The following is a 12941-nucleotide window of genomic DNA, read 5'->3' as shown; positions in this document are numbered from 1 at the left end:
CGGCCCGTCCCGGCACTCCCGCGCGAGCACATCGACCATCACGAACGAAGGAGTCACCCGATGAACGGCATCGACGCCAAGGAGCTCGACGAGGTCATCGCCAAGACCTACCAGGAGATCAGGACGGCGGTCGGCTCGCACAGCGAGAAGAGCATCCACATGTACAGCCGGGCGCTGACCGCCCTGCTGGAACTCCGCCGCCAGGTGGTCGCCCAGGACCCCACCGCCGGCTGACCCCTCCCACCCCCGAAGACGGCGCGGCCCCCCGACCCCGGCGGGCCGCGCCGTCGCGCGCTCAGGCCCCGGATCCGACCGGCCCGGCGGATTCGTCGGCCGCCTCGACGCGGAAGGGGCGGCTGAACGCGTCGAGCATCCCCTCCGCACTGGTCACGTTGACCAGGTACTCGCCGGGTTCGACGTCGGCGGGGACGGTGACCGCGCACCGCGAGTCGGGGGCGGCCACCCCTTCGGCCAGGACGGCCCGCACGACGGTGGAGATCCCCTCCCGGCGCACCAGGTGCACGTCGACGGGGGGCATCGGGCCGATGAGGCACCAGGTCACGGTCTGCGGTTCCCCGGCCCGCCACCGGGCGCCCTCCTCCGGCCGGGACACGATCAGGCTGTCGGCGCCGAGCAGGACGGCGGCGGCGGGCCGGCTCAGCGCGGAGTTCAGGCGTCCCGCGACACGTCGGACGGAAGCTCCCACGCCGGTGGTGGGCGGTGTGTTCTCGGCCATGGCCGTCTCCCTGGGTATGCGGAAGAGACGCCGGGTCTCCGGCGCCTCTCCTTTACCCTACGAAAACCGGGAATATAGCCGCAATTGACCAAAAGGCCGACTCAGGCCCCCGCGTCCGCCGGCGGCTTGGAGCGGCCTTCCAGGGTGCGGACGGGGCGGGCCGGGTTGCCGACGGCGACCACGCCGGGTGGGATGTCGCGGGTGACCACGGCGCCGGCGCCGATCACGGAGTCGTCGCCGATGGTGACCCCGGGGCAGACGATGACCCCGCCGCCGAGCCACACGTTGTCCCCGAGGGTGATCGGCTCCGAGCCCTCCAGCTTGTCCCGCCGGTCCTGCGGGTCCAGGGGGTGGGTGGGGGTGAGGAGCTGGACGTTGGGTCCGATCATGCAGTCCGCGCCGATGGTGATCCGGCCCACGTCGAGGGCGGTCAGGTTGTGGTTGACGAAGGTGCGGTCGCCGATGCTGATGTGGGTGCCGAGGTCCACGGAGATCGGCGGGCGGACGAAGACCCCGTTGCCCACGTGCCCGCACAGGTCGACGAGGATCTCGTGGGCCCGTTCGTCCTCGCCCGCGATGTGCGCGGCCTCGTACGCGGCGGCCAGCCGCACGGCCCGGCGGTGGCGCCGGGCGATCTCGGGGTCGTCGTCGATGTAGGTCTCGCCCGCGAGCATCCGCTCCAGGTTGGTCCGGGGGTCGTCTGCGAAGTGATCGGTCGCCATGAAGGCGACCCTACGCGGCCGGCGCGGGTCGGCCACAAGGGGAGAACGACACCGTCCGAGGGCCGGGGACCGTTCCGCGGGCGGGGCGACGCCCGAGGGCCCGGCCCCGGGAGCGGGGAGGCGCTCGCGGGGCCGGGCCGGTGCGGGGACGGTCCGCGACGGGGCGTCAGGGGGTGACGCGCAGCAGCTTGTTCGGGGTGCCGGGGGAGGGGTCGGTGATGGCGCCGGCGGTCGCGGCCCCGGTCAGGGCGGCGGCGATCGCGGCGGGCGTGGCGGTTGGGTCCTTGGCGAGGGCGAGGGCGGCGGCCCCGGCCACGTGCGGGGCGGCCATGGAGGTGCCGGAGATGGTCTTGGTGCCGGTGTCGCTGTCGTTCCAGTCGGAGGTGATCTCGGAGCCGGGGGCGTAGAGGTCCACGACGGAGCCGAAGTTGGAGAAGGAGGACTGCCCGTCGCCCTTCGCGGCGGAGGCCACGGTGATGGCCTCGGGCACCCGGGCGGGGGAGCCCTGGCCGGCGTCGGCGGACTCGTTGCCGGCGGCGACGGTGAAGGTGACGCCGGAGGCTATGGCGCGTTTCACGGCGGCGTCGAGGGCCTCGTCGGCGCCGCCGCCCAGGCTCATGTTGGCGACGGAGGGGCCGGAGTGGTGTTCGGTGACCCAGTCGATGCCGGCGACGACCTGTTCGGTGGTGCCCGAGCCGTTGTCGTCGAGGACGCGGACGGCCACGACGCGCGCCTTCTTGGCGACGCCGTGCGCGGTGCCCGCGATGGTGCCGGCCACGTGGGTGCCGTGGCCGTTGCCGTCGTCGGCGGTGTCGTCGTTGTCGATCGCGTCGAAGCCGTGGGCGGCGCGCCCGCCGAAGTCGCGGTGTCCGATCCGGACGCCGGTGTCGATCACGTAGGCGGTGACGCCCTCGCCGCCGCCGTCGGGGTAGGTGTACTTGGCGTCGCCGGCCGGTTCGGCCTGGTCGATGCGGTCCAGGCCCCAGGACGGCGGGTCGTCCTGGGTGGCGGTGGTGGTGAACCGCTTGTTCTGGACCACGGTGCCCACGGCGGGGTCGGCGGCGAGGCGTTTGGCCTCGGTCTCGCTGAGGCCGGAGGCGGAGAAGCCGTTGACGGCGGAGCCGTAGCTGCGTTCCAGGGTGCCGCCGTACCTCTTCGCGAGTTCGGCCTTGTTCGCGGTCGCGTCGAGGATGACGACGAAGCTGCCGGGGACGGCGCCGGCGGCGCCGAGCCCGTGGACGGTGCCCTCGGGTGCTTCGGTGGCCCCGGCGAGGGGGGTGGCGAAGACGGCGAACGCGAGGGCCGTGGCCGCTCCGGCGGCCGTCACGGCGATCGAGGCGTTGCGAACTCGGTTGGGGCGTCGGTGAGTCGACATGGAGAGGGTGCTCCTCCGGTTGACGTGTGGGGCGTCGTGCGTTCTGGAGAACCCTGTTCCGATTGACAGGAGCAAATCAAGGGCGAAGGGGGTCGGGGGAGTTCTTCAACAAGGTTTCCGAAAACCTCCCCCGCATCCCCGTCACATCGCACACACGTTCTCCACAAGATCGTTTGTCCGTCAACCTCTCGATCCCCCGCGGAGGTGACCGGCCCCGCCGCGCCGGCCGCCCCGAACGCCCCGGACCGCCGTCCGGAGCCCCCGCGCGCCGCCCGTTCGGGGCACCCCGCCCGGCCCGCCGCACCCCACAATCGGCCCCGGGCCCCCGGCCCACCGTGCCCTCCGTGCTCCACCCCCCGCCCCGAAAGGCCCTCCGTGCGCGTCCTCGTGACCACCCTCGGCAGCCCCTCCCACGGCCGTGCCCAACTCCCCCTCGCCCGGGCCCTCGCGGCCGCCGGACACGAGGTGCTCGCCGCCACCACCCCGCCCGTCGCCGGCGTCTTCGCCCAGGACCCCGTCCGGGTCCTGCCCTGCCTGCCCGACACCGTGCCCGGGGACACCGAGACGGCCCGCTTCGCCGAACTCGCCGCCCGCGCCGACCTCGACGACCGGGCCCGCGAGGAGGCGGTGTTCGGCGTCCTCGCCGAGGCCCTGTCCGGCCCCATGGCCCGCGCCGCCCTCGCCCGACTGGCCCCGGTCTTCGAGGAGTTCCGCCCCGACCTGCTGCTGCGCGACGGCATGGACCTCGCCGGCGTGGTCCTCGCCGAACGCCACGGACTCCCGCAACTGCCCACCCCCTCCGGCGCCGGCAACGTCATGGACCCCGCGACCCTCCTGCCCGGCCTGAACTCCCTGCGCGCCGACGAGGGCCTGCCCGTGCACGCCGACCCGCTCTCCCTCGTCCCGCACGGCCGCATCGACTGCGTGCCGGCCGCCTACACCTTCGCCCGTCACCTCCCAGCCGCCCTCGCCTACCAGCAGACCGTCACCGTCGACCGGAACGCGTCACTGCCCGCCTGGACCACGGACCTGCCCACCGACCGGCCCCTGGTCCTCGCCGCCATGGGCACCGCCCTGCCCCTCTTCCTCGCCAAGTTCACCGACCCCGAACGCCCCATGCCCTACCCGATGCCCGACCCCGTCGCCACCCTGCGCGCCGTCGTGGAGGCCGCCGCCCTGCTCCACGAGTGCACGGTGATCGTGGCCACCCTCGGCCTGCCCCTGGACCCCGCGCTCCGCGCCGCCCTCCCCCCGCACGTCCACGTGGTCGAACGGGTCCCGCAACCCCTGCTGCTGGAGTGCGTCGACCTGTTCCTCACCCACGGCGGCTTCAACGGGATCCGCGAGGCCCTGCGCACCGCCACCCCCATGGCCGTCCTGCCGCAGTTCGGCGACCAGCACGACAACGCGCGCCGGATCACCGAACTCGGCCTGGGCCGGCACCTGCGCGACACCACCCCCGACGCCATCGCCGCCGGCTGCCGCGCCGTCCTCGCCGACCCCGAGTGCGCCGCCCGCGCCCGCCGGGCCCGGCTCGCGATGCTGACCCTGCCCGAGATCGGCGCGGCCGTCACCGACCTCGAACACCTCGCGGCCGGCCACGCCGCCCCCGTGCCGCACCCCTGACCGGCGGGCTCAGCGGCCCGCCGCGTACTCCCAGAACCCCCGCATCACCGGCGGCAGCGGCGTCGGCCCGGTCAGCTCCTGCTGCGTCAACAGCACCTCGACGCGGCCCGCGGAGGGCACCACGTGCCAGGCCGTGCCCGTCCCGCCGACCCACCCGAAGCGTCCCGGCACGTTCCACGGATCCCGCGCCACCACGTCCACCGAACCGCCCCAACCCCAGCCCTGCCCGTCCAGGAACAGCTCCGCCGCCGCCCGCTGCCCCGCCGTCAACCGGTCCGAGACCATCGCCCGCACCAGCTCCGCCGGCAGCAGCCGGCCCCCGCCCGGCACCGCGCCCCCCGACAACACCATCCGCCCGAACGCCGCCAGATCGTCCACCGTCGACACCAGCCCGCCCGCGCCCGAGGGGAACGCGGGCGGCCGGGACCAGTCCCCGTCCGGCCCGTCCGCCAACACCCGCTCCCCGTCCGGCCCCAGCCGGTGGTACGAGGTGAACCGGCCCCGGTCGGCGGCCGGGACGAAGAAACCGGTGTCCGACATCCCCAGCGGCCCGAACACCCGCTCCGCCAGGAACTCCGGCAGACCCCGCCCCGAGGCCCGCGCCACCAGCACCCCCAACACGTCCGAGCACGTGTTGTACAACCACCGCTCGCCCGGCTGCGCGAGCATCGGGATCCGGGCCAGGGCCCGCAGCCACGCGTCCGGCTCCGGCACGGCGTGCGGACTCGGCGGGCCCTGCCGCAGCTCCGAGAAGAGCGGGGCGACGGCCGGCAGCGAGAAGTCCTCCGGGAACCCCCAACCGGCTCGGAACTCCAACAGGTCCGCCACCGTGACCGGCCGGACCGCCGGCACCGTGTCCGTCACCTCCGACCCCGGGGTCCGCACCACCACCGGCTCCGCCAACTCCGGCAACCACCGCGCCACCGGATCCTCCGGCGCCAACGCCCCCTCGGTCACCAGCAGCAGCGTCGCCACCGCCGTGACCGGCTTCGTCAACGACGCGATCCGGAAGATCGAGTCCCGGGCCATCGGAGTGCCGTCCGGCACCGAGGCCGTCCCGGCCGCCGCCACCTCCACCCGGTCCCCGACCGCCACCAGCGCCACCGCCCCCGGCACGCTCCCGTCGGCCACCCGGGCCTCCAACACCGCTCGCAGACCCTCGCCCACGACACCACCTCCCGCCACGCGGGACGCCGCCGGAACCGACGCCCCTGCCGACAGGCAGACTCCCACGCCGCCCGCGCCCCCCGGCCGCGCGCCGCGCCCGACCCGCGCGGTTCAGCCCCCCGGGCCCAGCCGCCGCCCCAGGGCCGCGCGGTAGTGGTCCAGGACCACCGCCACGATGATCACCGCGCCCGTCACGATCTGCCGCTGGAAGTCCGACACCCCCGACAGCAACAGCCCGTTGGTCAGCACCCCCAACAGACACGCCCCCAACAGCGTCCCGATCATCGAGCCCTTGCCCCCGGACAGCGAGGCCCCGCCGATGACCACCGCCGCGATCGCGTTCAACTCGTAGCCCGCCCCGACGATCGGACCCGCCACCCCCAGCCGCGCCATGTACGTGATCGCCGCGACCCCCACCGCCAGGCCCGCGATCACGAACACCGCCACCTTCACCGGCCGCGTCCGGTGCCCCGACAGCCGCACCGCCTCCTCGTTCCCGCCGATCGCGACCACCAGCCGCCCGAACACCGTACGGGTCAGCACCACGTGCCCGACCGCCACCATCGCCAGCGCCACCCAGAACAGCGCCGGCACCCCCAGGAACGTGGCCGTCCCGAACCGGGTGAAGCCCGTCGGGAACGCGTACAGGGTCCGCCCGTCGGTGTACTCCAGCGCCGCGCCCCGGGCCACGTTCAACATGCCGAGGGTCACGATGAACGACGGCACCCGCCACCGCTCCGACACGTACCCGTTGACCAGCCCGCAGGCCATGCCCACCGCGCCCGCCACGAGCACGGCCAGGGCCGCGGCCGTGCCCGTCGACAGCGAGCCCGCCGTCAGCACCTCCCCCGAGACCACCGCCGCCAGCGCCAGCACCGCCCCCACCGACAGGTCGATGCCGCCCACGAGGATCACGAAGGTCATGCCCACCGCGAGCATCGTGTTCAGGGTGATCTCGGTCGCGATGTGGGTGAGGTTGGCCGAGGTCGCGAACCGGGGCGCGGCGAGCGTGAACACGAGCACGAGGAGGACCAGGGCCACGCCGATCCCGGCCTCGCCGAGGACCGCGCGCAGCGGACCGGTCACGGCGGCGCGGGCCCGGGAGGGCGCGGGGCGGACGGGGGAGAGGGAGGTCACGGGGTGTCACCCTTCGTCGAGGGGGGAGTGGTCCACGCGGAGTAGGCGAGCGCGAGGATCCGCGAGGCGTCGAACTCGGCGCGCGGCACCTCGCCCACCGGCCCGCCCCGGGAGAAGACCAGGATCCGGTCGCAGATCCCCAGCAGTTCCGGCAGATCGGAGGAGACCACGAGCAGGCCCCGGCCGCGGGCCGCCAGCTCGCGCAGCCGGCCGTGGATCTCGTGCCGGGCGCCCACGTCGACGCCCCTGGTCGGCTCGTCCACGATCAGCACCCGGGACTCGGCCCGCAGCCACCGCCCGAGCAGCACCTTCTGCTGGTTGCCGCCCGAGAGGGTGCCCACCGGGGCGTGCACGCCGGGGGTGCGGACGCCCAGGTCCGCGACCGTGTCCCGCGCGGCCCGCTCCTCGGCCCGCCGGCGCAGGAACCCGGCCCGGGACACGGCCCGCAGCGAGGCCAGCGACAGGTTCGCCGCGACCGACCGGTCCGGGACCAGCCCCTGGGCCTTGCGGTCCTCCGTCAGCAGCCCGATGCCGTGCCGGACGGCGTCCCGGGGCGAGCGGATCCGCACCGGGCGGCCCGCCACCCGCACCTCGCCGGAGACCGCCCGGTCCGCGCCGAACAGGGCGCGGACCGTCTCGGTGCGGCCCGAGCCGACCAGCCCGGCCACCCCGACCACCTCCCCGGCGCGCAGCGCGAACGAGGCCGGTCGGCCGCCGGGGGCGGTGAGCCCGGTGACCCGCAGCAGCTCCGGGCCGGGCGGGACGGGCACGTACGGCGGGTACTCCTCGGCGAGGTCCCGGCCCACCATGAGGCGGATCACCTCGGCGGTGGTGACCCCGGCCAGGTCGCGGGTGACGACGTGCCGGCCGCCGAGCAGCACGGTCATCCGCTCGCACGCGGCGAAGACCTCGGCGAGGTGGTGCGAGATGAACAGCACGGCGGTGCCGCGCGCGGTGACCCGGCGGACCAGGGCGAACAGCCGCTCCGTCTCGCGGGGGGTGAGGGTGGCGGTCGGCTCGTCCAGCACGAGGACCGCGCACTCCCGGGACATGGCGCGCGCGATCTCCAGGAGTTGCAGGTGGGCGATGCCGAGCCGGTCCACGGGGGTGGTGGGCGCCAGGTCGGCCAGGCCGATCTCCGCGAGGAGTTCGGCGGCCCGGCGATTCAGGGCGCGCCGGTCCACCAGGCCCCGGCGTCGGGGTAGCCGGCCGAACAGCAGGTTCTCGGCCACGGTCAGTCCCGGCAGCGGACTGAGCTCCTGGTGCACGACGCGCACGCCGGCGCGGATCGCGGCGCCCGGGTCGCGCGGGGCGTACGGGACGCCGGCCAGCCGCATGGCGCCGGCGTCGGGGGCGTGGACGCCGGCCAGGATCCGCACGAGGGTGGACTTGCCGGCGCCGTTCTCGCCGAGCAGCGCGTGGGTCTCGCCGGGGCGCAGGCTCAGCGAGACCCCGTCCAGGGCGAGGACGCCGGGGAAGCGCTTGCCGAGCCCGACGGCCTCGAACACGGGGGCGGCGGGGGTCACGGGGTTCACGGGGGCGCCCCGGTCAGCCGAGGTCGCCGGCGGTGACCAGCTTGATCGGGGTCTTCACCCACGGCTCGGGGCTCTCGCCCGCGATCGCCCGCATCGCCGCGTCGATGCCGTGCGATGCCTGGTCGGCGGCGTACTGGTCGACGGTGGCCAGGACCGTGCCGTCCTTCACGTACGGTCGGATCGCCTCGATGTCGTCGAAGCCCACGATCCGCACGTCCGCCTTGCGGCCCTGCACGGCCTTCACTGCGCCCAGCGCCATCGAGTCGTTGGAGGCCATGATCCCGCGCACGTCGGGGTGGGCGGTCAGCCAGTTGCCGACCACCGTGTACGCCTCGTCGGTCTCCCAGTGCGCGGTCTTGGAGTCGACCAGCTCCAGGCCCCCGGCCTTCGCCGCCGCCTCGAAACCGGCCTTGCGCTGCGCGGCGTTGGCCGCCCCCGGATTGCCCTCCAGCAGCACGACCTTCGCCCCCTTGCCGAGGGATTTCGCGAGGGCCTCGCCCGAGAGCCGGGCGCCCTCGGTGTTGTCGGGGCCGACGAAGGGCACGGCCTGTCCGGCGGCCCGCAGCGCGTCCTCGTCCAGCTTCACGTCGATGTTGACGACCTTGACCCCGGACTTCGCGGCCCGCACCAGCGGGGCGACCAGGGCCCGGGAGTCGGCGGGGGCGATCACGAGGGCCTCGGCTCCCTCGGTGACGCAGCGGTTGACGGCGGCCACCTGCCCGTCGACGTCGGTCTCGTTCTGGATGCCGCTCGCCACGAGGTCGAGGTCGGCGCGCTTCTTCGCGTGCGCCTCGGCGCCCTCGCGCATGGTCTGGAAGTACTCGTTGCCCAGGCTCTTCATGATCAGGCAGACGGTGGGCCGGCCACCGGGGGACTTCACGGCCCCGGAGCCGGCCGGACCGGCCGCCGCACCGCCCTCCTGGCCGCAGCCGGTGAGCAGGGCGCCCAGCGCGAGGGCCACCCCCGAGCCGAACAGGACGGAACGGGCGGAGCGGGGGGACGAGTGGTGACGCACGGGAACTCCTCGGGAGAAGGGAAGCGGATTTCGACGCGACGGGTTCAACGGGGCGGCGCGCCGGCCGCGAGCAGCGCGTCCACCTCGGCCCTCGTGGGCAGCGCGGCCTGCGCCCCGGGCCGGGTGGTGGCCAGCGCCCCGGCCGCGCAGGCCCGCCGGACCGCCCCGGCCAGGGTCCGTTCGACCCCGACGGCCAGGGCGAGTTCGGCGCAGAACGCGTCCCCCGCCCCGACCGTGTCCACGGCCCGCACCGGGAACCCGGGCACGTGCACGGGGTCCTCGCCGGGCCCGGCCGCGACCGCGCCGGCCGCGCCCAGGGTGATCACGACCCCGGCCGGCCCCAGGGCCCGCAGCTCCAGCGCCCGCCGCGCCCACCCGGCCGGGTCGCGCGGCCCGGGACCCGGCCGGGGGGTGCCCAGGGCGGCGGCCTCGGTCTCGTTGACGACGAGCAGGTCCACGGCGGCCCGCAGCTCGGCGGGCAGGGGCGCGGCCGGCGGCGGGGCCGCGTTGAGGAGGGTGCGGGCGCCCGCCGCCCGGGCCGCCCGGAGGGCCGCGGTCACCGTGCCCACCGGCACCTCCAGTTGCGCCAGCACGGTGTCCCCGGGCCCCAGCGGGTCGAGGAGCCCCAGCAGCCCGGTCAACGCGGCCGGGTCCAGGCGGCGGTTGGCGCCGGGGGAGAGGGTGATGGTGTTCTCGCCGGCCGCGTCCACGACGATCAGCGCGAGCCCGCTGGCGGCGCCCGTGCTCGTGGCCACGGCCGTCTCGTCCACGCCCTCGGCGGCGAGCCGGGCCCGCAGCTCCGCGCCCAGGTCGTCGTCCCCGACCAGGCCGACCATGTGCACGGTCCCGCCCAACCGGGCCGCCGCGACGGCCTGGTTGGCGCCCTTGCCGCCGGCGCCGCGCACCACGTCCGCGCCGGCGACCGTCTCGCCGGGGGCGGGCAGCCGGGGCACGGCCACGGACAGGTCCACGTTCAGACTGCCGACCACGAGCACCCGCCCCTGCCCCGCGCGCGGGCCGTGCCGGGGGTCTCGTGCGCGCCCCGGGATCATCGGGTCACCTCTTCCCGTGCGTCGGGGGCGCCGCCCTCGGGGTCGGGGCAGCCGCAGGTGCCCCGGGGCAGCAGGGTCACGGGCAGCACGTCGCGGGTGGCCGGGAGGTCCGGGTCGCGGACCCGTTCCAGCAGCCGTCGCACCGCCGTGCGGGCCAGCAGGTCGAAGGGCTGGACCAGGGTGGACAGGGCAGGGTGGGTGTAGGCGCCGGCGGCGATCCCGTCGAACGCGATGACGGCCAGGTCCTCGGGGACCCGGATGCCGAGCTCGGCGGCGGCCCGCAGCACCCCGAACGCCTGCTCGTCCGAGGTGACGAACAGGGCGTCCACCGCCCGGTCCGCCCGCAGCAGGGCCCGCCCCGAGCGGTAGCCGTCGAGCCGCCCGAAGCGGCCGTGCAGCAACGGGGCCGCGTCCGGTGGGCACGCCTGCCAGCCGGTCGCGCCCCCCGAACCGCTGCCCGCGCGCAGCCCGGCCGCCTCCAGCGCCGTCCGCCACCCCACCACCCGGTCCACGGTCGGGTGCAGGCCCAGCGGACCGGCCACGCAGCCCACCCGCCGCCGCCCGTGCGCCAACAGGTGCTCGGTGGCGGCCCGCGCCCCGCCCGCGTTGTCGACCACGACGTGGCTGACCCCGCCGGTGGGGCCCGTGCCCGAGCCCGCGCCGCCGTCCGGGCCGATCAGCTCGCGGTCCAGCACCAGACTCGGCACCCCGGCCCGGGCGGTCTCGGCCCGCCAGGTCCGGTCCCCGCGCGCCGGGATCAGGATCAGCCCGTCCACCTGCCGGTCCACGAAGGTCCGCACGTACCCGGCCTCGCGGCCCGGGTCGTCGGTGGAGTTGCCGACGAGGAGGGTGTAGCCGGCGGACCAGGCGTGGTCCTCCAGGGAGCGGGCCAGTTCGGCGAAGAAGGGGTTGGCGGCGTCCGGGACGACCAGGCCCAGGGTCATGGTCTGGTTCATCCGCAGTGAACGGGCCACCGCGTTGGGCCGGTAGTCCAGCTCCCGGACCGCCGCCAGCACCCGCTCCCGGGTGGCGGGGGCCACCGAGCGGGGGCCGTTGTTGAGCACGTAGCTCACGACCGACGGGGAGGTGCCCGCCAGCCGTGCCACGTCCTGTCGTGTCGCCATCGTCGACTCCCCACTCGAATTGGCAACTCGTGTTGCCCCTCGACGCGGACGGAGTATGGGAAGCAACCGGGGCAACCACAAGACCCCCGACGACACGTGTCAGGGCCGGCGCAGCAGATCGAGGTACAGCGGCCAGAACCGGGCCGGGTCCACGGCGGTGACGACGGTGGCCCGCCGGGTGCCGGCCGGATTGCGCGGGGCGTCGAACTCGTCGAGCCGGTAGCCGATCGCGCGCCCGTAGTCGGGCCCGAACACCGCGTCCACGTCCACGTACCGCTCCTCGGGACGGACCGCGACGGCCGGATCGAGGAGCACGGCGGCCGTCAACGCGTCCCACACCAGGGTGGTGTGGCCGGGGTCCTTCGCGAACACCGGGCCCTGGAGCTCCCGGAACAGGCGCTTGATCGGGGTCCGCGGCCCGGCGACCAGCCGGTCGTACTCCCGTTTCGTCCACACCACGTGGTGGGCGGCGTCGTCGGGGACGACCGTCTGCCGGCGGAACGGGGTCCGCACCGCGATCCGCGCCGCCTCCGGGTCGAACCACCAGTTGAACTCGGCGGCCGGCGTGACGTTCCCGGGCCGGTCGAAGGACCCGCCCATGTACACCACCTCCTTGAACAGCGGCACGATCTCGGGGTGCGCGCGGACCGCGAGCGCCAGGTTGGTGGCGGGCCCGGCCGCGATGAACGTGATCCGGCCGGGGTTGTGGCGCACCCGGTCCACGATGAACTCGACGGCGTTCAACCGGTCCGGCCGGGTGCGCGGGTAGCCGCCGTGCGGGGGCCTGGCGAGCCGGTCCCAGGCCGGCGGGCGCGGGGTGTCCAGGGCCCCGGCCCACGGGGCCCGGCCGAACAGCGCGTTCTCCGCCGCCAACCGCTCGGACCGGCCCGGCATGAGCGCCTCACCGGGTCCTTGGGCCACCGGCACCTCGGGACGCCCGATCAGTTCGAGCTGCCGCAGCGCGTACGCGGTGCCCTCCTCCGCCCAGGTGTTCCCGGCCGTGGTGGTCACGCCCAGCAGGTTCACCCGGGGGGATTTGGCGAGCATGAACATGGTCACCGCGTCGTCGTTCAACTCGCCCATGTCGGCGTCCAGGATCACCTGGTGCACGGCCCGGTCCCCGGCGTCGACCGGGCGGTGCGCGGCGGCGCCGGCCGGCCAGGGCACGGCGAGGGCGCCGGCGAGGAGGCAGGAGAACAGGAGTCGGGCACGGGGCATGGCGGACCTCCGAGGGGGACCCGCGCGGTGGCGGGGCGCGCGAGTATCGAAGGCAACCGGGGCAACGGCAAGAAGCGGGACACCGGGCGGGCCGGACCGGCGCGCGAGCGGATCCGAACTCGTTTGCGAGGCGGGCGGGGCTCGGGCGATGATGCCCCGTCCCCCCGCGCGACACCCCCCGCGACACCCCCACGCCCCCGTGTTCCCTCCGTCGAAAGCGCACCGTCCCCATGC

At 75.6% G+C, this 12941-nt stretch carries 12 protein-coding genes; 2 read left to right on the top strand and 10 right to left on the bottom strand.

Annotated features, from left to right (window positions below):
* Nucleotides 1–60: 60 nt before the first annotated feature.
* Nucleotides 61–234 (top strand): hypothetical protein, encoded by a 174-nt coding sequence (locus ACN20G_RS30160; RefSeq protein ID WP_424216403.1) that lies wholly within the window; start codon nucleotides 61–63, stop codon nucleotides 232–234.
* Nucleotides 235–295: 61 nt separating this feature from the next.
* Here the strand turns inward: ACN20G_RS30160 and ACN20G_RS30155 are convergent, their stop codons facing one another.
* The 3 genes from ACN20G_RS30155 to ACN20G_RS30145 form a co-directional block, all read right to left on the bottom strand.
* A complete protein-coding gene (locus tag ACN20G_RS30155; protein ID WP_424216402.1) occupies nucleotides 296–736 on the bottom strand; it encodes a GPI anchored serine-threonine rich family protein in 441 nt (146 codons plus the stop codon).
* Nucleotides 737–837: 101 nt separating this feature from the next.
* Nucleotides 838–1458 (bottom strand): sugar O-acetyltransferase, encoded by a 621-nt coding sequence (locus tag ACN20G_RS30150; protein ID WP_424216401.1) that lies wholly within the window; start codon nucleotides 1456–1458, stop codon nucleotides 838–840.
* Between the two features lie 166 nt (nucleotides 1459–1624).
* Nucleotides 1625–2833, bottom strand: a complete 1209-nt coding sequence (locus tag ACN20G_RS30145) for a S8 family serine peptidase (protein WP_424216400.1) — start codon at nucleotides 2831–2833, stop codon at nucleotides 1625–1627.
* 375 nt (nucleotides 2834–3208) lie between these two features.
* Here ACN20G_RS30145 and ACN20G_RS30140 point away from each other — a divergent pair, with 375 nt between their 5' ends.
* A complete protein-coding gene (locus tag ACN20G_RS30140) occupies nucleotides 3209–4459 on the top strand; it encodes a glycosyltransferase (protein WP_424216399.1) in 1251 nt (416 codons plus the stop codon).
* A gap of 9 nt (nucleotides 4460–4468) precedes the next feature.
* Here the strand turns inward: ACN20G_RS30140 and ACN20G_RS30135 are convergent, their stop codons facing one another.
* From ACN20G_RS30135 to ACN20G_RS30105, 7 genes are all read right to left on the bottom strand, one after another.
* The gene (locus tag ACN20G_RS30135) at nucleotides 4469–5626 is read right to left on the bottom strand and encodes a serine hydrolase domain-containing protein (protein ID WP_424216398.1); all 1158 of its coding nucleotides are present in this window, start codon (nucleotides 5624–5626) and stop codon (nucleotides 4469–4471) included.
* 111 nt (nucleotides 5627–5737) lie between these two features.
* Nucleotides 5738–6763, bottom strand: a complete 1026-nt coding sequence (locus tag ACN20G_RS30130; RefSeq protein WP_424216397.1) for an ABC transporter permease — start codon at nucleotides 6761–6763, stop codon at nucleotides 5738–5740.
* Nucleotides 6760–8298, bottom strand: coding sequence for a sugar ABC transporter ATP-binding protein (locus tag ACN20G_RS30125; protein WP_424216396.1), 1539 nt, complete (start codon nucleotides 8296–8298; stop codon nucleotides 6760–6762). Before ACN20G_RS30125 ends, ACN20G_RS30130 begins: the two co-directional genes overlap by 4 nt.
* A 13-nt stretch (nucleotides 8299–8311) precedes the next feature.
* Nucleotides 8312–9313 (bottom strand): sugar ABC transporter substrate-binding protein, encoded by a 1002-nt coding sequence (locus ACN20G_RS30120; protein WP_424216395.1) that lies wholly within the window; start codon nucleotides 9311–9313, stop codon nucleotides 8312–8314.
* Nucleotides 9314–9357: 44 nt separating this feature from the next.
* On the bottom strand, nucleotides 9358–10365 hold the full coding sequence (locus tag ACN20G_RS30115) for a ribokinase (protein ID WP_424216394.1): 1008 nt from the start codon (nucleotides 10363–10365) through the stop codon (nucleotides 9358–9360).
* The gene (locus ACN20G_RS30110) at nucleotides 10362–11489 is read right to left on the bottom strand and encodes a LacI family DNA-binding transcriptional regulator (RefSeq protein WP_424216393.1); all 1128 of its coding nucleotides are present in this window, start codon (nucleotides 11487–11489) and stop codon (nucleotides 10362–10364) included. The genes ACN20G_RS30115 and ACN20G_RS30110 overlap by 4 nt, the downstream gene beginning before the upstream one ends.
* A gap of 99 nt (nucleotides 11490–11588) precedes the next feature.
* Nucleotides 11589–12707 (bottom strand): nucleoside hydrolase, encoded by a 1119-nt coding sequence (locus ACN20G_RS30105; RefSeq protein WP_424216392.1) that lies wholly within the window; start codon nucleotides 12705–12707, stop codon nucleotides 11589–11591.
* Nucleotides 12708–12941 lie beyond the last annotated feature (234 nt).

This window comes from Streptomyces dryopteridis, assembly GCF_049606955.1.
Classification (GTDB): domain Bacteria; phylum Actinomycetota; class Actinomycetes; order Streptomycetales; family Streptomycetaceae; genus Streptomyces.
This window is presented reverse-complemented; position numbering and strand designations above follow the sequence as displayed.

Bases quoted from the DNA above. Each gene is read 5' to 3' on its own strand.
- ACN20G_RS30160 (WP_424216403.1), top strand. From the start codon at position 61: ATGAACGGCATCGACGCCAAGGAGCTCGACGAGGTCATCGCCAAGACC.
- ACN20G_RS30155 (WP_424216402.1), bottom strand. From the start codon at position 736: ATGGCCGAGAACACACCGCCCACCACCGGCGTGGGAGCTTCCGTCCGA.
- ACN20G_RS30150 (WP_424216401.1), bottom strand. From the start codon at position 1,458: ATGGCGACCGATCACTTCGCAGACGACCCCCGGACCAACCTGGAGCGG.
- ACN20G_RS30145 (WP_424216400.1), bottom strand. From the start codon at position 2,833: ATGTCGACTCACCGACGCCCCAACCGAGTTCGCAACGCCTCGATCGCC.
- ACN20G_RS30115 (WP_424216394.1), bottom strand. From the start codon at position 10,365: ATGATCCCGGGGCGCGCACGAGACCCCCGGCACGGCCCGCGCGCGGGG.
- ACN20G_RS30110 (WP_424216393.1), bottom strand. From the start codon at position 11,489: ATGGCGACACGACAGGACGTGGCACGGCTGGCGGGCACCTCCCCGTCG.
- ACN20G_RS30105 (WP_424216392.1), bottom strand. From the start codon at position 12,707: ATGCCCCGTGCCCGACTCCTGTTCTCCTGCCTCCTCGCCGGCGCCCTC.